The organism is Mesorhizobium sp. M0678 (assembly GCF_040320505.1).
In the GTDB taxonomy this organism is placed as follows: domain Bacteria; phylum Pseudomonadota; class Alphaproteobacteria; order Rhizobiales; family Rhizobiaceae; genus Mesorhizobium.
In genome coordinates this window covers 38283-59309 of record NZ_JAMYPT010000015.1, presented here as the reverse complement: position 1 = coordinate 59309, position 21027 = coordinate 38283, and the positions used below count along the sequence as shown (strand labels likewise).

Here is a 21027-nt window from a genome sequence, read left to right as displayed (position 1 = left end):
ATTCACATGAAAATTGGAGCACTCATCGCAAGTGCAGCCCTGTGCGTCAGCGGCTGCTCTACGAGCACTGTCGTGTCGGACAGCGATCTCACGGCAATGAATACCGTTGCGCTATGTCACGTTCTCGCCAGCAGCACGGACGAACAGTATCGTAGTCGGGTAGCGGCCCTTCTAGTGCGCAGGCGCGCAACAGCAGAGAAGTGCACCAGGCTTGTGAAAACCGACAATGCTGTCGCGACAGGAATAGCGGTCGCGGCTGTCGGCGGCGCAGCTGTGGGTGTCGCTGCCAACAACGGCTATGGAGGCGGAACATATTACCGGCCACCGCCACCACAAATCTATGGCGTCGCGTGGGACCAATTCTATGGCCAGAACTACAACGTTATCTGGCGCTGCCGCGACCGGTCCACCGGGCGGTTCGTTGACGATTACTATTGCGCCGGCCTGCCCATGGTCGACAGCGCATGGCCGGGCTGGTCGGCGTAGCGGATGAGCAGGCCATACCGCAAATATCGATCCAATCGGTGGCAGAGACCCACCGGTGCCAAGCTGTGGCGGCGCCAACTTGCGAGCGTGCCGGCAATGCTCAGTCTTACGGCAGCGGCGGCAGTGGCTGCCTTCCTGGCGCCGTCGGGCGCGCAACGCAGCGACGATGCATCAAAGGCCAGCCCACGAAGGGCGGCGCCCGCCTTGCTTACCGGTGTCGCATCCGTCATTGACGGCGATACGATCGAAATCCACGGCCAGCGCGTCCGCTTCAACGGCATCGACGCGCCAGAGAGCCGACAGCTGTGCCGCGATGCGAATGGCGCCGAGTATCCTTGCGGCCGGCGATCGGCCGAAGCGCTGGACACTTTCCTGGCCGCGTCGAGGCCGCTCGAATGCACATTCGTGACGTGGGATCGCTACCACCGCTTTGTCGGCGATTGTCGGCGCGCCGACGGCACGGGCGTGGCCGCCTGGATGGTCCAGCACGGCCAGGCGCTGGATTGGCCTCACTACAGCCAGGGCGCCTATGCGGGGCAGCAGGCGCAAGCCCAAGCCTCAAAGATCGGCCTGTGGGCCGGGACGTTTCAGGCACCCTGGGAATGGCGCGCTGCGCACGCCGACGGCGCGGCGCCGTCGAGCCGCCCACTGGGCATCATCAGCCGTAAGCTGGTCGCGCAGAGCGGCTATTCTTGCGAGCCGCGGAGAACGTGCAAGCAGATCGGTTCCTGCGACGAAGCCAACTGGTACCTGCAAAACTGCTCATGGGGCGGAAAACTCGATCGCGACAAGGATGGGATCCCATGCGAAACACTCTGCTAGCTGAAATGCGCGCTACGGCCTGTTCGGCTTTCCGCTTACACCGATCTAACGAAGACCATGCATGGGCGGCGCGGTCTGCTAACCCCATTTTTTGACGAGGTATTCTATATCTGAAGGGCAGAAAAAGTTATTGCGACAATAGAGAGAAGACGCCTTAACTAAGACTTTCAAAACCGTTAAGTGTATGCTGCCAGGCGATCAAGGCGTGATGTCGCCCTGTCGGGGGGGGGGCGAGTAAAATGCAGACTGTGATGAGTCAAAAGCTGGCAAGCTATGGCCAGTGGACCTACCGTGGTGCCTGGGCCCTAGAGATTGCGGCCGCAGCGATTGGTCTTACGACAGGTGTAGCATTAGGCGTACAAGCGTTTTCTGCAAGCGAGTCTGTCACTGCAATGGATTTGACGCTCGCCAGTGCACCCTTTCTCATGGTGGCAATCGCGGAGCTCACCAAGATACCGATAGCTACACTGCTTTTCAGCGCGTCTTGGCTCTGGAAGCCCATAATCTTGGTCTTCCTCCTGGTTCTTGCAGGCATCACTTTCGAAACTGTCTTTATGGGGATGGAGAGGGCAGGCGCATTGCGTCAGCTGCGTTATGAGGAGCTCGTAAACAAGATTGATGCCCTTGAGCAGGAAGCGACAAAGCTCGCCTCTGCTGACGAACTTGGTCGAAGAGCCGATCAGGTCGATCAAGCCCGTTCCGAAATTGAGCAGCTGACTTCTCTTGCGGAAAAATCGCGTGCGACCTTTCAGTCGCAAATTGCCGAGGCCAATGCGGAATTGGAGGGAACGACAGCCCTTACCCCAGAAGCCTCGCGTGTTCGCGATCAAGTGGAGGAGAAAAACGCGGTTCGATCGGCGCTGATTCAACAGCGTGATCGCGAAGTTAAAGAGGCTGTCGATCAGTTTGAGCGCCAACGCGACAGCTTTGTTGAACGTATCAAGATGGCGCGCGATTCAGGGGACAGCGACTCGGCACGCAGGCTAGAATCGGAAGTGGCTAAACTTGCCAACCCCCGCACGAAAATTATCACCAAGTTCGACACTCAGATTGACCCGCTCGATCAAGAGATTGCTGCGCTGCGCGAAAATTTCGATCGTTTGCGGGCAAATAGCCCTCCTATGACTACTGACCAGAGGCAGAAGCTTGTCGATAGGCGTTCGTCTCTGGAGCAAACGCGCGATAGTGATGCCGCGGCTTGGCAGCGTCGATTGGATGAAGCGGGCAAACGGCTCGCAGATGCCCAGGCGGCAGAAGCCAACAAGGCAAACACCTCGGCGCAAAACCAGGTCAGACAGGACCAGATTGCCAAAGCCCTCAGCGCCTTGGCCAAGGAGCGGATCCCAATGGCGCGGACAGATCAGGTCCGCCGTATTGCCTCACGGTGGTACGGCAGCAAACCTGAACTGGTGACTGAGGCACAGGCCGGAATAATCTCTGTGATTTGGTTCGGCTCGCTCGCGCTCATTGCCGCGCTCGCGGGACCAATTACGGCAATGGTCGCTCTAGCGCTCCAGCGCATTGCCGCCCGAGAAGAGGACAATTCAGACAGCAAGACTTCCAGGCTGCTCCGCAGAATGCTTCTGAGTTGGCGGTGGCGCCGAATTCGAACGATTAAGGTACCAGTCGAAGTTATGGTCGAGAAAGAGGTTGAGAAGCGGGTTGAGGTGCCTGTGGAAAAGGTGGTCAAAGAGATCCTCTATGTTCCGCTCTTCACCGATGATCCCGAAGTCCTTCGCAAGGCCCTCGACCAGGATTTGCCGCCTGAGGTCTCAGACCTCGTGACGGTATCAATGAAGGGTCGCAAAAGTGCTCGTCCGGCATAACACCACCCTGCTCGAGCAAGCCGTCGATCTCGCCGTCAAAAGGTCAGCGATTCCAACCTTGCAGGCTCAAGCCGCGGCCCAAGAGAAGACAGCCCGGGCGACCGCCTTTCGCCGAATGGCGACTGGCGGAGCCATTGCAGTGGCGGCGGTCGGGATTGGGCTAGGCATGAATCTTGGTCTATGGGACAAAACCTTGCCGGAGCCGGCGGCTTTGCCGACCATAGAGCAGCCAAGCGATCTCACCTCCCCAAAAGATGAGCCGCCTATTCCTGTTCCAACTCCAAAGCCAACTCAGGAGCAGGCGCCTCAGGCTGACGTCCCTACCAAGCCTGACGTGGTGACCGTCGACTTCAACAAGTTCGCCACCAAGAACGTCGAGTTCCAAGGCACCACTTGGGAGTTAATCACAGGTCACCACTTCAAGGATGAGAACGACCAAACCTGGGACCGAGCGTGGTGTTACTCTCGGCGGAGTGTGAACGGCGTAGACGTAAATGTATCATTGGCAGCTCGTTCTGCCCCGACAGCGCCACCAGCCGGGCCTGGCGCTGGTGCTCAGACGCTTCAGTTGGTCGGCCTTAATGATTCATCCGCCGTCGATCTTGCAACAAGATGCGCGTGGCTGGATGGTCGCACATTTGCGTCTTCAGACATCATTCCTGACTCGTCACGAGAGCAGGCCGCAACTGTCCCCGCAGAAACTCCTGCGACAGAGGTCGATCCAGATAGTGGATTTGTTGTCGTGTCCGGGTGGGACGCGATCGGAAACGACCTGCCGGATATGCCAATTAGGAACGTGAGTTCTGAGCAGTGTCAAACCGCCTGCGACACCGACTTCAGGTGTCTAGCGGTTACTTATAACACAAAATTTCGAGCTTGTTTCATGAAAGGGGACGCATCGCTACTGGTCAAAAGCGAAGAGTCGATCATGGCCGCAAAAAAAGTGGTCGAGAGCAATTTGCGCTACTCGAATTTGGTGTTCGCCACAAAAACGGAAATTTCTGGCAACGCCTATTGGACCTCTCCGCTCCGATATCCAGACTGCATACTGCAATGTGCAAACGACAAATCCTGCTTAGGGTTCAATTTCCGCAAAAAAGAAAGTGCGTGTGTCCTTTTCAACAGCATAACCCAATCCGCTGATAACGCAGCGGTCGCATCTGGCATCAAGAGCGTCGCCAACTAAAGTTGAAGGAAGAACCTATCCTCAAGGAGCGATTGAAACCAAGCTGCTTGTCAAAGAGAGTGGCTAGCAAAATTCCACGATAACCTTTGGGTTAGCGGCAGGAATGTTCTTCGACGAAGCTCCAGCAGAATGCAAAGTGGAGCCAACTGAGGCATCTCAGAGAAAGAATTGTCGTCGGCGCATTGCGGGACCGTCTGACTTAATGTCAAAAATGGGGCCGGTACCCGACCGACTGCTTCTGGGTGTCGAGGATCGAATAGCTGTCGGACGCGCGGACCTCTTTTATCTGCGGGTTCCGACTCCGTAGCGGACTTTGGTACATCAAATTCACAAACACCGCTCTCGGGCTTTGCTGATGTTGAGAATGTCTGCCTGAGGCAACGCAGCTAAGGTCAGCGGGAGAGCTGGGTTCTCAGGACCGCTGAGATCCCGGAATCAAAAGGCTGGTACCTCGTAAAGCGAAAAACCCGCCGGCAGCGGGGCTGCCTTCCAATCCATAGCAATGGCTACCCGTTTGGGCTGGACGACCGGCCGCCCGTTCACACACCCCGCCAGGCTGGTCGGTCGGAACCATCGAGATCGAGCCAAGCGGTAAGGCCCCAAAGCACTACGGGCCCGACACCTACCGCTTCGGCGCGGCGCTGACGCGGGAACCAGGCTCCACGCAGACTAATGGAGCACAGGTTATATCGGTTTGAACATGCTTTCAGCGGCATCGGAGTTAAGGCGCGCCCAGAACTCCATCGCGTACCTGTCCGTCATGCCGGCGACGAAGTCGCAGACCTCACGTGCTTTGACGCTTACATTAGGCGCTTTCCGAATGCGGCCCCGGACATCGGCGGGCATCAACAAGTCACCCCGGTCTCCCATCAGGGCCTTGAAGATGTCGGTGACGAGGTCGTAGCCCCGGTATTCACCAAGCTTCACGCGCGGCGCATAGATCGCAGCCACAAATGTGTACTGCTTCAACACCTCCTTGCGGAGCATGAGCTTCTCCGGAAGGTATACCTGGCTGAGCGATGGGCACTCTTTGTGGGCTTTGAGTTCGGCCCCCGAGATGAACTGGTGTACGAGCTCCGATGAGAATTCTGTCCTCTTGTAGCCGTCCTCGCTCATGACCTTGGAGGTGCGGTACGCCTCGGCGAATGTCAGCAGGCTCTCGTCGCGCTTCGCTTGTTGGGCGATGTCGTCTTCTATCACGATGCCGTCGAGCGGCGAATCCGCATCCTCCGCCGGCTGCTCTATTATCTCGGAGAATATCTCCATGAAGACAGCCTGTATCTCATTGATGGTCACCGTCCGCTTCATCGGCTTCGAGGCCCTTTTCGCTACCGCGCTGAGCAAAGCGTCGTCCGAGGCCAGCATCTCCGCAGGGGACAGGAACCCGACTTTGAAGCAGTCCTCGAGGTCGTAGACCGAGTAGGCGATGTCGTCCGCCAGATCCATGATGCTGCATTCGATCGTGCAGAATTTCTCCTCAGGACCGAGGACGTAGCCGTTGAGCGCCGATGCCTTGACCCGGTCGACGATAATTTTCTCCGAGCCGTAGTAGCCTTTGACAAAACCGTCCGCCGCCTTCCGGATGGCGGGTATCTCGTTGTCGTACTTCAGAGTGGCCGCGATGGTCCGATGGCAGAGATTGAGCCCTGCCCTATCGTCCCCCGCCAAAGGTTCGGCGTACCGCAACTTCTTCTCAAGGCGCGTCAGGATTCTGAGGGTCTGCGCGTTCCCCTCGAAGCCGCCGTAGCGTTGCATTGCCTTGTCGAGCGCGCTCTCGCCGTTGTGGCCGAACGGCGGGTGACCGATGTCGTGCACGAGCCCGGCGGTCGCGCAAAGCCTTGGATCGATCTTGCCGCCGAGATCCTTGTCGTAGTCGTAGTTGATGCGCTCGGCGATGCCCTGAGCGATCTGCGCCACTTCCAGAGAGTGGGTGAGCCGGTTGCGGAAGAAGTCCGACTCCCTGCTTGGGAAGACCTGGGTCTTGCCCTGTTGCCGGCGGAAGCTTGCGGAATGGATTATCCGCCCGTAATCTCGGCCGAACTCGTCGCGCCACTTTTTGTCGTGGCCGTCCTTCTCGGGGACTACTTCTCGGCTGCGGTCCGCATCGGTGTACATGGTCTAGGCCGGCTGATTAACGTGGCCGTGCTGCTGTCCATCTTTGGCATCATCCTGCGCCTTCTTCTCCTGCGCACGCTGCTCGGCCAGGATCCGTACCGTCTCCCGCAGAGTGCTCAGTTCCCGCTTCGCCTCCTGCCTTGCGTGCACGACAGCCTGGAAGTTTGCCATTCTATCTCTCCTGCTTGTTTGTCGACCCAACGTTGGACCCTGGATGTTCTCATTATGTTCTATTTCGACGGCCTTGGCTATGCATCGTCCGCCCGAATCATGCGCGTAGGTACCCCGGCCTTTCGTGCGACGTCGGCTATGTGGCTCGTCAGACCGACTTCGCCCCGCAGCAGGAGCCCGTGCCCGATCGGAAGCGACTGTACCCGCAGCCGCAACGATTCGAGACCCTCCGACACGTCGAATACTGCCCATCCGTCCGCCTCGCCCGGAACGATGATCGAGCCGGCCGAACGGCTAGCGCCACGGTGAAGTTGCATGACCCAGACCTGCTCGCCGTCGAACGCCCACTCGAAGCGTACGTCGCCCAGCGCGGCGACGAGGCGGGCGTGCGTGGCCTTGACGGTCGCCACCACTATATCCGGAAGGGCCATCGGCGGCGTAGTGCCCTGCATGAAGTCCTCGCCGGTGCCGCGGGCGCCTTCAACATAGAGGATGCGGTCCGCACCCTGCACCGCTGCGCCCGACCAGACGGCCGGCACGGCCTCCTGGGCCAGCACGGATACGATCGCGCTGCCGTCGGGATCCTCCCTCGACAGTAGGGAGAAGGGGTCCAACCATCCTCGCGAGGTGGTGAACTTGCCCGGTACCTGTTCCACCGGACACGTCCTGGTCCAAATCTCCTTGGACCCGGTCGGCGTGCCGAAAGCAAATGGGGCCAAGCGCCGGCCAATTACCGTGCTCCGTGGAACCGGAAAACCAGCCAGGTGCGCGACGAGCAGGCCGAACGCTTTGTCGCCCATCATCCGGGAGAAATCGTTGGGCCACCGAACGTCCACCCGATTGCCGGGCAGGGTTTCGTGGGCACCAAACTCCCAATAGAGAACGTGCGACTGCCGGTAACCCCGCGGTGCGGGGTGGAGGCTGAACTCGAGGCGGGCCGCCTCGCCATGGGCGAGCTCGGGCCCGAATCCAAAGACGGTTTGGAAGGCGGCGTTGGCCCACGGGGCAGGGAGGGAGGCAAAACCTTCCCTCTCGACGCCACGGGGCGTCGCGTCGGGACGGAACTCCACGACATCATCGAGGATCACGCCGGAGACGCCGCCATCGGACACGTCGATGGTCTCATTAACTATGGCGAAGCTTCCGTCCGCCGCGAAACGGGCCAGGGCGGTCAGAACGGCCTCAGAGTCCTGCAGCGCATAGAGGAACTCGCGGCTCTGCGAAGACGCTTCGCTGAAGGTGCGAATGTTGACCGTTCCTTCCCCGCTCCGTTCGAACAGCGCCTGCACGGCTTCCGAGGCGGTGGCGAATTGGTGGTTGGCCGGCAATCCGGCCAGCCGGCAGTATTCCTGCCGGGGTCCCGAGGGCGACGGCGAGAAGCTCACGAACTGGGCGACGTTGAACCTCTCGGCCAGTCGGTCCAGCGTGGCGTCCTTGCGGAAGTCAGGCGGGGCGAGGTGAGACAGGTTTCCGGAATGGATCATCGGCGCTTGGGATCCAACATGGTCATCAGGTCTCGCTGCTCATTGGTTTTACACTTGGGACGGTAAACACTCCCTTTGCAAGCGACAAATCGACCGCAGCTTTTTGCACAAGCAAAAGACGGTACTGCGACAGCCTGGCACTTGCGGCACCGGGCCACGGATCGCGTGCCTGACGATTCTCGCCGCCGAATCCCTTTCGCGCCCTCTCTATCATACGAGAGCCGAAAGGTTGTTAAGAATATGCAGAATATGCATTCGATGCTCCTCCGGCGCGTTGCGCAGGCGGCTCATGGCCTCCTCCAACTCCGAACCGGACGCAGTTGCCGTGCTGTCCGCCTTCACGAGCCAGTCAGCGAGGTCGGCCTCGAGCCCGGCGGAAGGCGGCACCTTGCGCGAAAGAACCTTGCTCACATGCCCTTGGGTGACGCGGCAGAACTCTGCCAACTCGCGCTGTCGAGTGCGAGTGCTCCTTAGGACGGCGTTCACGGTATCGATGATATCCGTCGATTGCATTGACCTGTGTTTCACGAAATGAATATAATGCATAATTCTTCGGGACAATTTATGCAACACGTCATCTCCCTCCACAACGGCACACCCGTGAGACGCTTCCTGCCCGATCCTGCGGAGTCCGTGGTCCCGGGAGTGGCTTGGGGCCGGTTTGAAGAAGCGTTGACCCCTGCGTTCTGGGCCGCACAGGCCTGGATGCAGGAATTGGCGGGCGGTGAGGCGTTCGGCCTTGGCGACACCCTAGCGGAGGAAGTTGCCGCCTGCCTGCTCGGTGGGTACGGTGCGCCCGCTGAAGTCGGTCTCGCGGCATATGGGAGGGTGCGGCAAGCGATGCGTAGCACTGCCGTCGTTGACGTCGGTGCGATTGAGGCCATGCTCACGATGCCTCTGAAAGTTGGCGACAGGTTGGTCCGGTATCGCTTCGCCAGGCAAAGGTCGCGACAACTGGGAGAGTGCCTCGCGAGGATCGCCGATATCGACGAGGCCGCGCTGGACGACATCTCGCTCAGGGACGCACTGACGCGGCTGCCGGGGATCGGCCCCAAAACGGCATCTTGGGTTGTCCGGAACCGCCGGGCGAGCGACGAGGTCGCGATACTCGATATCCACATCGTGCGGGCGTGCGTCCATATGGGAATATTCGGCGGCGGTGCGACGCCTGCGAGGGACTACGCGGGCCTCGAATCCCGTTTCATCGGGTTCTGCCGCGCTGCTGGCCTACGCGCTTCCTTGCTCGATGCACTGATGTGGCGAACCATGCGATCGATCGGCCCGTCATTCGCGGGCTTGCGGCCAGCGTCGAATCCGAGTTCAACTGGAGGACGCAGCAGGGGGAAGACAGCATGTCCGGAGGTGGCGGCTCGAGCAGGGACGATCTGAGTCCGGGAATCGGAGGGGGGCCGGACACCTGCGGCCAGACCTACAACGCCCCCATCAACAGCCCCAAGCCTTCCGTGCTGGGGCCCGTGTCCATCGGTACCGTTCTCACCGTCGACGTCGTCCCCACCGGCACTACCAGCACCCTTGTCGTCCGTGACGCGATGGGACGAATCGGCGGCTCCCTGACTTTCCTGGGCTATACGCAAGTCATCAACTGCATCGTCCAACGTGGCGTGGCCTACACGGCGACGGTGCTGGCCATCGCGGGCGGCGTCTACACCGTCGAGGTGGTTCCCGTCTGATGCGCAGCCTTTCGGTGGTAGGCGGCATCTACCGCGAGCGCTGCCTGCAACCGACCTGGGATGCCGTCCTCGGATCCGCCGGTCGCGCCGCCCAGGCACTCGGCACCGTCAAGGCTTCGCGGAAGCGGTTGCACGCTTACATGGGCGATCGGGCGCGGAGCGAAGTCGAACTCCTCGCCGAGCTCGCCGACTTCGAGTTGGTACCCACGGACCTGCCTTTCCTGGTGTTGTTTGACTACGCACATACGCTTGGCGACCCTGTCATATCGCCGCCGATCGGCTTGATGGGCCAGCGACCGCCGCTCGCCGTCAAAGACGACGTCGTGCTCCGCTACGGCATGCTCGAGGGCGATGCCGTCGTCGCCGCCAACATCGCGGTTTACGATCCACAATCCGCTTTCGGCGCTGCCGCGTTCACCGCCAACGGCTCGTCGGCCAAGAGGCTTGCAGTGGTGCTCAACAGGCTCGAGATGCGCTCGATCACGGGCGAGGAAGATCCTCGCGCCGGCGCCGACTGGCTGTTCCGGAACGACGGCGCCGAGGTGGTCGTGCTGAAGATGGGTGCCTTGGGCGCACGGGTAATCACGCCGGACGGGGCGTGGGAAATCCCCCTCTATCGATCGGAGCGCGTTTGGAAATTGGGATCCGGCGACGTCTTCTCCGCAACGTTCGCTGCAATGTGGGCCCTGGAGGACATGGCGCCCGATGACGCGGCGGACATCGCGTCCCGGGCGACCGCGTGGTACTGCGGCCACCGCGCCCTTCCCACCCCGGACTCCGCCACGCTTGCCACGATGCCGTTCGAGCAGGTGCGCCCGGGTACGGGCCGCATATACTTGGCGGCGCCATTCTTCGACCTCGGGCAGCGCTGGCTGGTGGAGGAGAGCAGGCGTGCCCTGCTGCAAGCAGGTGCCCAGGTATTCTCGCCCATCCACGAGGTCGGACCCGGCGCGGCCGAGGTCGTCGCTCCGGCGGATCTCGCCGGCATCGAGGACTGCGACGTGCTCCTGGCGATCGTCAACGGGATGGACCCCGGGACCGTCTTTGAGGCGGGCTACGCCATCCGCAAGGGCATACCGGTCGTCGCGCTGGCCGAGAATTCGCGGGAGGAGGATCTCAAGATGTTCGTAGGCTCCGGAGCGACGGTGACCAACGACTTCGCGACCGCCATCTACCAGGCTGTCTGGAGACTGCCGCGATGACTACCGCCTTGCTCCTGTCGGGCGGGATGGACTCTGTGAGCATCGCATGGTGGCTTCGGCCCGACGTCGCATTGACCATCGACTACGGCCAGAAGCCGGCCGAAGCCGAGATCGACGCCGCCGGCCACGTGGCCCAACTACTCGGCATCTCGCACGAGGTGATCCGGGTCGACTGCTCATCCCTGGGTTCTGGCGACATGGCCGGTACCGCGCCCGACGCCGCGGCGCCAGTGTCGGAATGGTGGCCCTTCCGGAACCAACTGCTCGTCACGCTGGCCGGAATGGCGGCGGTGCGCCGTGGCGTGTCGCGGCTGCTGATAGGCGCTCTGGCCACCGATGGCGCCCACGCCGACGGTCGGCCGGAGTTCGTGGAGCGGGCATCGCGGCTCATGGCCATGCAGGAGGGCGGGATAGTCGTCGAGGCGCCCGCCATCGAACTCGATGCGGTTGAGCTGGTGCGTCGATCGGGAATCGATCAGGGCACGCTTGCCTGGGCGCATTCCTGTCATACCGGCAACTACGCTTGCGGCAGGTGCCGCGGCTGCACCAAGCACTTCAACACATGGCAGGCCCTTGGCTGGACTCCTCACTGACGAACCCCACCCTCGAACGCCAGCAGGGAAATGGGTTGCGTGGCTCCCGCCCGACTGCACCCTATCGGTGCTGGACCCGCCGCAGCCAACGCATGAGCACGCCTTCCAGGAAATGCTGCAGGCCCGCCGATCAAGCGTCGGGGGTGATATTGCTTGGTCGGACATCGAGGCGGTGCTCTGGCATTCGGCCAGAACGGTCACGAACGGCGGCGTCGGACGCGCCGGGATCGAGATTGAGCGGCGGCCAGCGCCAGCGGCGGGCGGGCTTCACTGCATCCATATAGTCTGCCAGATGTGCGCAAACGATGGGCAGCCGAGGCTGTACCTGCCCAGGCATGGGTTCGCTGAGCTCAACCACCGCGCTGGCTCGGCGGCATTAAATCGGGCGGAGGTGGTCCAGCTGCTTCCGGGGGCCGCAGGCTGCACGCTTCGGTTCGTGGCCGACATGGACAAGGTCTCAGCGGCGTACAACAATCCGGAGAGCTTGGTATGGCGCGATTCCGGAGCCCTGGCGGCCACAATAGGTCTCGTGGCCGAATGGCTCGGCCTTTCTGCAACCATGCTGGGTATTGCGGGTGGAGAATACATGCGGTCGATCGGATTTCCCCGCGAACGCTTCCTCGCCGTGGGGGGTATTCAAATTTCGTCCAGGTCTCGCTAGCCAGTAAATGCCGCAGTCTTAGCAGGCGGCGAATCGCGCTCGTTCGCTGTTTCACCTTGAGAATCCCGTTGGCTTCCAGCTCCCTCTCAAGTTCCAGGCAGTGCCTACTCCGGTCTCGCCAGGGCCAGAAGCTGGCGGGCCAAGTAAGGGCGACGTGGTCAATCTTGCCCAATTCAGAGTAGGTATCGTCCAAGTCCGTTACCGTCCGAACGTGGTGCCAAGGGCTGGCGGATGTCCGCTTTTGGGAACCGGTCGCCGACACCGGAGCGGCTGCAATCAGGCGCAGAGCCGGCATTGGTTCGGGGCAGATCAGCTCGTCTATTGTGCCCTATGTTTCGGCTTGCCGCCGGCAAATTGCTTCAATGCATTTGCCCGCCTAGAAAGGTGCCCCCTCGGATTCACTGATCGCTGTCACTTATTCGGACCCTGAAATTGCCTGCCGCCGCGATTTCTCTGACATGTCGACGACAGGGAGCCCTTCCTTTCTGGCCTTGGCAAACGCTCGATCGCTTTCCAGGAACTCCGCCAGCATGAACGGGATCAGTTCCGCTACCGATTCGGACTCGCCATAGGTCTGACGATAAAGCGCCGCATAGTCCTTCAGTGCTTGGTTCAGGTCTGCACTTACGCTTATGGTGATCTTCGAAGGTGTCCGATCCGGAAGTTTGCCGAGTTTCAGATTGGTCATGATGACTCCAGTCAATTCGGGTACGGCCGCAGCACAAGATCCTTGCGCACGATGACGCGCAGTGGCCAACCGGGCCGGACAGTGATGGTGGGTTGCATATTGAGATTCTTCTCGGTGATGCGCTGGCCAGCTTGACTGACGTTCTGCTGAGCGGATTCGCGGATTGCTTTGACGAGGTCGCTTTCGTCTTCCCCGAGGCTCAGCTCGGTGCCGACCCCTAGCAACGTGGCCAGCGCAACGCCTTTGATCAGCTGCCAGGTGTGGAAATCCACCTTGTCCTCAAGCCCCGCATAGCCGGCAGTGTCTGTTGCCGGCAGATTGTCGATTTCGATCGAAGAGCCGTCGGGCAGCAGTATCCGTTGCCAGACCAGCAGCGCGCGCCTTTGTCCAAAGGCCACGACGCTGTCATAGGCGCCAATCAGGCGAGAGCCTTGCGGAATGAGCAAGGTACTGCCGGTGACTGTGTCGTGCACATTCTCGGTGACCTGCGCGACGACGAGGCCGGGCAAGTCGGAATTGATGCCAGTGATCAGGCTCGCTGCGATGACGCTGCCGGCCATCAGCTGATACGGCGAAGCCGGCGTCTGCAGTGCATGCAGATTATAGATTCCACTTGTGTTCCGCTGGCTGACAAAATCGAGCTTGCGCTCTTGATTGTTTTGGTCGCCCTCGGCCGGTGCTACGGAAGCTGAATCGCGTGCGGCATCGGATTGTGGAGCCGTTGCCTCAAAGGGTGGACGCCCGCCCTGCCCGTTGCCGGCGGCATCCGCTTGCCGGGGTCGATTTTCGATCCGGAAGAAGACTTGCGATTCGCGCGCCTCGATCGCCTGCTGTGCAAGGCGCTGCTCCTCCGCCGAAACCTCCTGGCCCGGCGCGATGCCCAGCTGGCGTTGGTGCTCAAGGATGGGGCGGCCGAGGTCGCCGGGCAGCGGTGGTCCAAGCACCGGAGGCTTGGGCTTGATCCCGGAATAGTCCTTAGGCAACCTTTCAATTGCCTCCGCGGTTGGCTTCCGCTCAGTGTTGTAAAGCTCTTCAGCCTGCTCTTTGATGCGCAGCGCCGGTCCTTGCAGCGCCATCATGGTGACGCCTAGAACGGTCCCGGAACCAACAGCAGCAATGGCGACAATAATGCCGCGCTTGAAGCGCACAGCGCGGCGAGGCGAGGCTCGCAGCTGCAGCTGTTCTGGATCGAGTTTCGATGGAGCATCGGAGCGGGAAGTATCCGTCATGGGCCGTCCCTCACCTGCTGGAACGCGAAAAGAGCAATATCCGCCGCGGCGCTTGCCTGCCGTCGGTCCTCGTGATGCGCACCACCTGCTGCTGCTTGGTGCCGAGGCGCAGTTCGGCCGCGGCGAAGAGGCGATCGACGATGTAATAGTTGCCCCGTATGCGGTAGTTAACGAGCTGGTTGTCCCCGTCAGCACCGACGATGAAGAGCGGCGGGGCCTCGCCCTGATCAATGCGGCGCGGGAACTCGATGTAGACCTTGCTGCCATCATCGAACGCGCGCGTCGGCCTCCAGGGCGGCATGTCGCCGGTAATCGAATAGCGGAAGCGAATATTTTCGAGAGCCACATTCGACGCCACTGGCATAGCAGCCTCGGCCTGCGCATTGCGCCGGCGTAGCGCGATGATCTGGTCCTCGCTGTAGGTCCAGGAGATTGCCGCCATGGCGGTCTTATCCGTGCTTTGAAGCTGCAGGTGATAGCTTCGCCGGTCCGTGGTGATCACCAGATTGGTGGCAAGTCCTGGCGCGAAGGGCTTCACCAGCACATGGGTGCGCTGATCATCGCCGGAGCCACTGACGGTGTCGCCAATTACCCAGCGCACTGTATCGCCGGCCGACACGGATTGGAGTTTCTCGCCTGACTGCAGAGCGATATCGCTGACGCGCTCCGGTGCGGCATAGAGCTGGTAGAGCGCGCCTTCGGCAAAGGGGTAAACCTGCACCGCATTCACATAGCCATATTTGGTGGGTTGCTGCGTCGCCGCCTTGTTGGCATCGGCGACACGTTCTTCAGGCGAGCGCCTGTCTTCAGCAGCCTTGCCCGGCTCGGGCTGCAACTGGCCGGGCAGCGGCAGCGGTTTCGGCACTTCCACGACTTTGACGGGCTTCTCCGGCGCCTTCTCAATCGCCGCCGGCTTGAAGTCAGCATGGTCATAGGAAATCTGCGGCGGCGGCACCGGCTTCGAGGCACAGGCGGAGATGACCGCAGCCAACGCCGAGAGGATTAGCGCAGTGCGGAGCGACGAGAGTCTATTTATCATTGGCGGGCTCCTTTGGGGGAACGGAAGTCTGCGCGGCACTGTCGAGCTCGCGCGACCAGTCGATGGCATTGATGAAGACGCCGAGCGGGTTTTTGCGCAGCTGATCGGCATTGTTCGGCGGCCGGATCACAATGGTGAGGATCCCGGTCCAACGAGTTGTGCTGGCGAGGCTGCCGCGCTCAAAGACCTGCTCGGTCCATTTGACTTGAAAGGAGCTGTCGGACGCTCGAACCACGCTCGTCACCTGCACCGAGACGCTGCGCGTGCCGATCTTGCCGAACGGGTCATTGGCCTTAGCGTACTCATTGAGAAAGAGGGCTGCACGGTCGGTGGCAAAGTCGTAGGCCGAGAGCCAGTTCTGCCGCACCAGCACCGGATCGGTGGAGATGGAACGGACGTTCTGGATGAAATGGCCGAGATGCCAGGCAATCTGGGCATCGTCGGGCTCGTAGGTTTGGATTGCCGGCGCGACAGCCCGTGTTTCACCGAAACGATCTACCTCGACGACATAGGGCACGACGCGGCCCTGCATCGACTGCCACAAGAGTCCACCAGAGAGCCCGGTGGCCAGAGCGAGGCAGCCGAAGGCCATCAGGCGCCAGTTCCTTGCCTGCACGCGCGCTGTGCCGATGCGCTCGTCCCAAAGTTGGGCGGCCTTCTGGTATGGTGTGACGGGGTGGGGCGTCTTCGCGTAACGCTGAACAGGTCGCTTGAAGAGCATCTAGTCTTCCTTATCGTTGAGAGAGGGGTTGGCGCCGCTTCCGCCACGATCGCCATCGCGCACCGCTTGCGTGGCGGCGTGGCGATGGGCGCGGGCTGTCTGTTCGGAACGCAGACGCCTTGCCCATGCAGGCGCCGCGGCTGGATCCGCAGCGGGGGAACTTCCGTTCATCGAGCGGGTCGGCGTGCCGCCGGTCGCTGTCCAGGCAGCCTCGCGACCGGCATCGGCACTACGGCGGAATGGTTCTGCTGCGGATCGCATTCCCCGCATCGCGGCGCCGCCAGCGGCACTCGCAACACCCTGCAGCCCAGCAGCTACCCCGGAGAGGCCGGAGTCAGGCGCTGTTGCACGGCCCATATGCCAGGCCGTGGAAGCAGCCGACCCCATAGCTGTGCCGGCACGGATTGCACCAAGACTACCGCCGGCCGCCATGCCCGTGGCGGCAAACGCGGCGCCTCCGGCAACGAGCGTTGATCCGGCTGCAGCCGCCGTTGTTCCAAGTGCTGCGCCCGCGCCAAGCTGCGGCGCGCCGGAGACAAGTCCCGAGGCAATCCCGGGCCCAAAAATGCCGAGCCCAAGCAGCGCCAGCGCACCCAGCACCTGAGACATGGCCGCCGCCAGGTCCGGCTCCTTGCCCTGCAGGGCGGAAACGAACTCGCCAAAGAGCGTGGAGCCAATGCCGACGATCACGGCCAGCACCATTACTTTGATGCCCGACGAGATCACATTGCCGAGCACGCGCTCGGCCAGAAACGCCGAGCGGTTCCAGAGCGCGAAAGGCACTAGAACAAAACCGGCCAATGTGGTGAGTTTGAACTCCAGGATGGTGATGAAGAGCTGGATGGAAAGAATGAAGAAGGCGATGAGGACCAGGAACCAGGCGAGAAGCAGCACGAAGATGGTCAGCGCGTTGCCAAAGATCTCGGGGAAGCCGACTAGCTGGCTCGCTTGATTGAGCAGCGGCCAGGCGCCCTCGAAGCCGGCCGCGGCAATGCGGCCTGGCCGCAGGAGACTGTCGGCGGACAGATTGCCGGCCGATGCGTTGATGCCGAGCCCGGCAAAGGAATGATAGATGATGTCGGCGAGGTTCTTAAAATTGTTCAGGATGAAGGCGAAGGCGCCGACATAGAGCACTTTTCGGACAAGCCGGCCAAGAACATTGGGCTCGCCGCCGAACCCCCAGACCAGGCCTGCCAGCGTGATGTCGATACCGATCAGGATGGTGGTGAGAAAGGCGACGTCGCCGGAAAGCAGACCGAACCCGCTATCAATATAGCGGGTAAAAGTCTCCATGAAGCGATCGATGACGCCGAGGTCATTCATGTCGCCGCCTTCCTCGTTGTCTTGAAGAACTGCTGATCAGTTGCCGGGATAGGCCGTACCGGTGCCCAGGAAACGCTTCGTCGTCTCGCGGGCGGCTTCCTCGGACTGCGCCTTGCGGGCAGCATCTTCGGCTTCAGCCCGGAACTGGGTCGCGAGCAGCGTCTGGATCTGCATCTGCTGCTTGGTCGAAAGCGCGATCAGCTGATTGGTGGCCTGGCTTGCCTCAAGGGCACCTGCCGCGCCCTGACTGCGGTTGACTAGGTCGGTAAGCAGGTCGCCGTCGCCCCGCACGTTCTCCACGATCTGCGACTGCGCGCTCATGGTTTGGCGGAACGCCTGCATGGCGTTTTGCCAGCGCTCGCGCGCGGCGCTCGCCACATCGCTGACCTCGATTGTGGCGTCGTAGCTTTCCGGATATTGCACACGCCACTGGTTCTGAAGCTTGTCGAGATCGAAGCTCAGGCCGCTGGCCTGGGTCATCAGGCCGTCGATCCGTTGGAGCGAACCTGTGAGCTGGCCCACGGAAGAGAAATCCAGGTGCTGAAGGTTGCGCGCCATGTTCTGCAGCATGGTCGCCTGGTTCTGAAGCGACTGGATCTGGTTGTTTATCTGCTCCAGGGAACGTGCCGCTGTCAACACGTTCTGCGCATAATTCGACGGATCGAACACGATTAGGGCGTGGGCCGGCTGGACGTAGTCGGCCATCGGTTTTGCGATTAGGGAAACGGTGATCAGGCTGGTGAGAAGGCGGCGCCGCATCATGACGATTGCTCCTTGTCTGGTTGAGGGAATTGCTGGAGAAGCTCGGCAGCCCAATCGAGGCCGCGCGCACCCAGGAACCGGGCGGCAAAGCTGTCCTGTCCGTGCTCCGACAGGACCCTGTCGATCAGGGTCTGCGTGGCCGGGTCGGAGGCTCCGCAAAGCGCAAGCGTGATCGGGCCGAGCCCGAGCTCGAAGAGCCGGTTGCCGCGACGCGACTGCAGATAGTATTGCCTCTTCGGCGTCGCCCGGGCGACCAGTTCTATCTGCCGCTCGTTCAGACCAAATCGCTCATAGGCCACCCGCGCCTGCGGTTCCACGGCACGGTCATTGGGAAGAAAAATGCGCTGGGGGCAGCTCTCGATAATCGCCGGCGCGATTGTTGAGCCAGCAATGTCAGCCAGCGACTGCGTGGCGAAGATGACCGACACGTTCTTCTTTCGCAGCACCTTCAGCCATTCACGGATGCGGGCGGCAAAGAGAGGGTTGTCGAGATAGACCCACGCCTCGTCGAGCATCAGCAGCGTCGGCCGTCCGTCGAACCGCTCCTCGAGACGATGGAAGAGATAGGTGAGCACCGGCAGCACAGCGCCTTGGCTGTGCATCAGCTCTTCGGTCTCGAAGCACTGCACATCCGACAAGGCCAGCCGATCGTCATCGGCGTCGAGCAGACGCCCGAACGGGCCATCGAGCGTGTACGGCATCAACGCGGATTTCAGCGCATTGGACTGAAGCAGGACCGACAACCCAGTGAGCGTGCGTTCCTGCGCCGGCGCGGTGGCAAGGCTGGTGAGGGCCGACCAGATTGCCTCCTTCACCTCCGGCGTGACGGTGACATTCTCATGGGCGATGAGGCCGGCGATCCATTCGGCTGCCCAGCTGCGGACAGCCTGGTCGTTGACATTGCGCAGCGGTTGGAAGGCAAGCGCACCGTCCGCACCAAGCGCATGGTGCTCTCCACCCGTGGCGAGTGTCGCCGCGCGGGCCGAGTTGCCCTTGTCGAAGACATAAACCTGTGCGCCGGCATAGCGGCGGAACTGCAGAGCGATGAGGGCAAGCAGAACCGACTTGCCGGCACCAGTTGGACCGACGATCAGCATGTGACCGACATCGTCGACATGGGTGGAAAGCCGAAACGGGGTCGACCCGCTGGTCTCGGCAACAAGAAGCGACGGTGCCTCCATCCGGGTGACTTTCGCGAGATGCTCGTTTGTCGCCGGACCGGCCCAAACCGACGATAGCGGCATGAGATGGGCAAGGTTCAATGTATGAATGAGCGGCTGGCGAATGTTGGCATAGACATGGCCGGGCAACGAGCCGAGCCACGCCTCGACCGCATTGACGCTTTCACGGATTGTGGTGAAGCCGAGTCCGTTGACGATGCGCTCGACCGCGCGAAGTTTCTCCGCGGCGGCTTGGCGATCCTCGTCCCATACCGTCACGGTAGTGGTGAGATAGCCGAAGCCGACATGATCGCCGCCCAACGCCTGAAGTGCTTCGTCGGCGTCGAGCGCCTTGTTGTCGGCATCGCTGTCGACGAGCGGGACCGGTTCGTTGGTCACAACTTCGCGTAGGATCGCGACGATCGATTTGCGCTTGGCAAACCACTGCCGCCGCAACCGGGTCAGTGTCTTGGTGGCTTCCGTCTTGTCGAGCGGGATGAAGCGCGTCATCCAGCGATAGGCGAAATCTTGATTGTTAAGGGGATCCAAGATTCCGGGCCGGGTGAGGCTCGGGAAGCCGAGAATGGTAAGGGTACGCAGATGCTGCTCACCTAGCATCGGCTCCAAGCCGCCGGTGAGCGGTGCATCGACCAGCACGCCATCGAGATATATCGGCGTCTCCGGGACGGTGACAGGATGGCGGCGGGGCGAGATTGTGCCGTGTAGGTAAGTCAGCGTCTCGGCATCATCGAGAGCGCGCACTTCGGGCATAAAGCCCGACAGGAGATCCAGGACGCGGTCGGTCTCATCACGAAATCGCGCCAGTTCCTGGCGCCAGTCTCTTACGCCCTGGGAATGACGAAAGTCGACGAGTGCGCTTTCCGCCCGCGCTTGGGCGTCTGGCGGCGGCATAAATAGCAAGCTCAGGTAATCGCGGCTCTCGAAGTGCTCGACCTTGCCCTCGAAGGCCGCACGCCGTTCTTCATCGACCAGCCATGAAGCCGCGTCGGGAAAACGCGAATTCGGATAGCCCAGCGCTTCGACGCGCTCGGCTCCGAAGAACAATGCCCAGCCGGAGCCAAGCCTTCTCAGCGCATTGTTTGCCCGCGCGCAGATGCCGACAAGTTCGGCTTCCGTCGCGCTTTCCAGATCGGGGCCGCGGAACCGGAAGGTCCGTTGAAAGCTGCCGTCCTTGTTGAGAACGATGCCCGGAGCGACCAGTGCGGCCCAAGGCAGATGATCGGCAAGCCGATCGGCCTTACCGCGATACTCCGAAAGGTTCAGCATGCAAGCCACCCCTTCAGGCGAAGATGACGGACAAGCACGCCGGCGAAGTCCGGATCGCGGCGAGCGGCAAAGACCGCGAGCGTGTGGCCGGCGATCCAGAGCACCAGCCCGGCAATCCACTGCTGCAGGCCAAGGCCTATTGCCGCGGCCACCGTGCCATTGAGGATCGCCACCGCTCGCGGTGCGCCGCCCAGCAGGATCGGCTCGGTCAATGCCCTGTGAACGGGAACCTCGAAGCCTGCGATATGCTGCTCTCCGGTGGCCATCAGACGAGTGCCCCGCCGCCGAAGGAGAAGAAGGAGAGAAAGAAGCTCGATGCCGCGAAGGCGATCGACAGGCCGAAGACGATCTGGATAAGCCGGCGGAAACCGCCTGCCGTGTCGCCGAAGGCGAGCGTCAGGCCGGTGGTGATGATGATGATCACCGCGACAATCTTGGCGACCGGTCCCTGCACCGATTCCAGGATCTGCTGCAGCGGCTGTTCCCATGGCATGCCGGAGCCCGCTGCGTAAGCTGGGGCCGTAATAAGAAACGCGAGCGCGGTGAACGAAAGAAAGCGAAGCTTCTTGCGCATGAGGTGA

21 protein-coding genes and 1 pseudogene are annotated in these 21027 nt (G+C 61.6%); 9 read left to right on the top strand and 13 right to left on the bottom strand.

Translation table 11 applies throughout. The annotated features are described in order from the left end of the window. Positions 1–213: 213 nt before the first annotated feature. From NKI29_RS23670 to NKI29_RS23655, 4 genes are all read left to right on the top strand, one after another. On the top strand, positions 214–486 hold the full coding sequence (locus NKI29_RS23670) for a hypothetical protein (RefSeq protein ID WP_352797380.1): 273 nt from the start codon (positions 214–216) through the stop codon (positions 484–486). Positions 487–609: 123 nt separating this feature from the next. Next, positions 610–1308 (top strand): thermonuclease family protein, encoded by a 699-nt coding sequence (locus tag NKI29_RS23665; RefSeq protein WP_352797378.1) that lies wholly within the window; start codon positions 610–612, stop codon positions 1306–1308. 239 nt (positions 1309–1547) lie between these two features. Beyond that, entirely contained in the window at positions 1548–3134 is a 1587-nt protein-coding gene (locus NKI29_RS23660; RefSeq protein ID WP_352797376.1) for a hypothetical protein, read from the top strand. Next, positions 3118–4320, top strand: coding sequence for a PAN domain-containing protein (locus NKI29_RS23655; protein ID WP_352797374.1), 1203 nt, complete (start codon positions 3118–3120; stop codon positions 4318–4320). Before NKI29_RS23660 ends, NKI29_RS23655 begins: the two co-directional genes overlap by 17 nt. A 684-nt stretch (positions 4321–5004) precedes the next feature. Here NKI29_RS23655 and NKI29_RS23650 read toward each other — a convergent pair. The 4 genes from NKI29_RS23650 to NKI29_RS23635 form a co-directional block, all read right to left on the bottom strand. Then, entirely contained in the window at positions 5005–6435 is a 1431-nt protein-coding gene (locus NKI29_RS23650; RefSeq protein ID WP_027026485.1) for a deoxyguanosinetriphosphate triphosphohydrolase family protein, read from the bottom strand. A gap of 3 nt (positions 6436–6438) precedes the next feature. Then, positions 6439–6606, bottom strand: coding sequence for a hypothetical protein (locus tag NKI29_RS23645; RefSeq protein ID WP_155914955.1), 168 nt, complete (start codon positions 6604–6606; stop codon positions 6439–6441). A 77-nt stretch (positions 6607–6683) separates the two neighbouring features. Next, positions 6684–8090, bottom strand: a complete 1407-nt coding sequence (locus NKI29_RS23640) for a hypothetical protein (RefSeq protein WP_352797371.1) — start codon at positions 8088–8090, stop codon at positions 6684–6686. Between the two features lie 210 nt (positions 8091–8300). After that, a complete protein-coding gene (locus NKI29_RS23635; RefSeq protein WP_352797369.1) occupies positions 8301–8663 on the bottom strand; it encodes a hypothetical protein in 363 nt (120 codons plus the stop codon). Between NKI29_RS23635 and NKI29_RS33475 the strand changes: the two are divergent. From NKI29_RS33475 to NKI29_RS23615, 5 genes and pseudogenes are all read left to right on the top strand, one after another. Continuing rightward, a pseudogene (locus NKI29_RS33475) lies at positions 8622–9302 on the top strand (8-oxoguanine DNA glycosylase); the annotation flags it as partial. The gene NKI29_RS23635 and the pseudogene NKI29_RS33475 overlap by 42 nt on opposite strands. A 44-nt stretch (positions 9303–9346) precedes the next feature. Beyond that, positions 9347–9781: a hypothetical protein gene (locus NKI29_RS23630; RefSeq protein WP_156937412.1), complete on the top strand. Its 435-nt coding sequence runs from the start codon at positions 9347–9349 to the stop codon at positions 9779–9781. Then, entirely contained in the window at positions 9781–10983 is a 1203-nt protein-coding gene (locus NKI29_RS23625; RefSeq protein WP_352797366.1) for a PfkB family carbohydrate kinase, read from the top strand. Before NKI29_RS23630 ends, NKI29_RS23625 begins: the two co-directional genes overlap by 1 nt. Further along, the gene (locus NKI29_RS23620; RefSeq protein ID WP_027026480.1) at positions 10980–11576 is read left to right on the top strand and encodes a 7-cyano-7-deazaguanine synthase; all 597 of its coding nucleotides are present in this window, start codon (positions 10980–10982) and stop codon (positions 11574–11576) included. The genes NKI29_RS23625 and NKI29_RS23620 overlap by 4 nt, the downstream gene beginning before the upstream one ends. A gap of 67 nt (positions 11577–11643) precedes the next feature. Continuing rightward, positions 11644–12237 carry a nitroreductase family protein gene (locus NKI29_RS23615; protein ID WP_027026479.1) on the top strand — a complete coding sequence of 198 codons (594 nt, stop codon included), beginning with the start codon at positions 11644–11646 and terminating at the stop codon, positions 12235–12237. 415 nt (positions 12238–12652) lie between these two features. On the opposite strand, the gene NKI29_RS23610 is transcribed toward NKI29_RS23615, so the two are convergent. Genes NKI29_RS23610 through NKI29_RS23570 form a run of 9 tightly spaced genes read right to left on the bottom strand, consistent with a single transcriptional unit; the run spans position 12653 to position 21020 of the window. Next, positions 12653–12925: a DUF2274 domain-containing protein gene (locus NKI29_RS23610; protein WP_352517831.1), complete on the bottom strand. Its 273-nt coding sequence runs from the start codon at positions 12923–12925 to the stop codon at positions 12653–12655. 11 nt (positions 12926–12936) lie between these two features. Then, positions 12937–14154, bottom strand: a complete 1218-nt coding sequence (locus NKI29_RS23605) for a TraB/TrbI/VirB10 family type IV secretion system protein (RefSeq protein WP_352797363.1) — start codon at positions 14152–14154, stop codon at positions 12937–12939. 10 nt (positions 14155–14164) lie between these two features. After that, positions 14165–15193 (bottom strand): P-type conjugative transfer protein TrbG, encoded by a 1029-nt coding sequence (gene trbG, locus NKI29_RS23600; RefSeq protein ID WP_352690729.1) that lies wholly within the window; start codon positions 15191–15193, stop codon positions 14165–14167. Beyond that, a complete protein-coding gene (trbF, locus tag NKI29_RS23595; RefSeq protein ID WP_352690727.1) occupies positions 15183–15914 on the bottom strand; it encodes a conjugal transfer protein TrbF in 732 nt (243 codons plus the stop codon). Before trbF ends, trbG begins: the two co-directional genes overlap by 11 nt. After that, positions 15915–17237: a P-type conjugative transfer protein TrbL gene (gene trbL, locus NKI29_RS23590; RefSeq protein ID WP_352622085.1), complete on the bottom strand. Its 1323-nt coding sequence runs from the start codon at positions 17235–17237 to the stop codon at positions 15915–15917. A gap of 36 nt (positions 17238–17273) precedes the next feature. Further along, on the bottom strand, positions 17274–17999 hold the full coding sequence (gene trbJ, locus NKI29_RS23585) for a P-type conjugative transfer protein TrbJ (RefSeq protein ID WP_352690725.1): 726 nt from the start codon (positions 17997–17999) through the stop codon (positions 17274–17276). Further along, the gene (trbE, locus tag NKI29_RS23580; RefSeq protein WP_352690724.1) at positions 17996–20446 is read right to left on the bottom strand and encodes a conjugal transfer protein TrbE; all 2451 of its coding nucleotides are present in this window, start codon (positions 20444–20446) and stop codon (positions 17996–17998) included. The genes trbJ and trbE overlap by 4 nt, the downstream gene beginning before the upstream one ends. Beyond that, positions 20440–20712: a VirB3 family type IV secretion system protein gene (locus NKI29_RS23575; protein WP_352578197.1), complete on the bottom strand. Its 273-nt coding sequence runs from the start codon at positions 20710–20712 to the stop codon at positions 20440–20442. The genes trbE and NKI29_RS23575 overlap by 7 nt, the downstream gene beginning before the upstream one ends. Further along, positions 20712–21020, bottom strand: a complete 309-nt coding sequence (locus NKI29_RS23570) for a TrbC/VirB2 family type IV secretion system protein (RefSeq protein WP_352622092.1) — start codon at positions 21018–21020, stop codon at positions 20712–20714. The genes NKI29_RS23575 and NKI29_RS23570 overlap by 1 nt, the downstream gene beginning before the upstream one ends. Between the last annotated feature and the right edge of the window lie 7 nt (positions 21021–21027).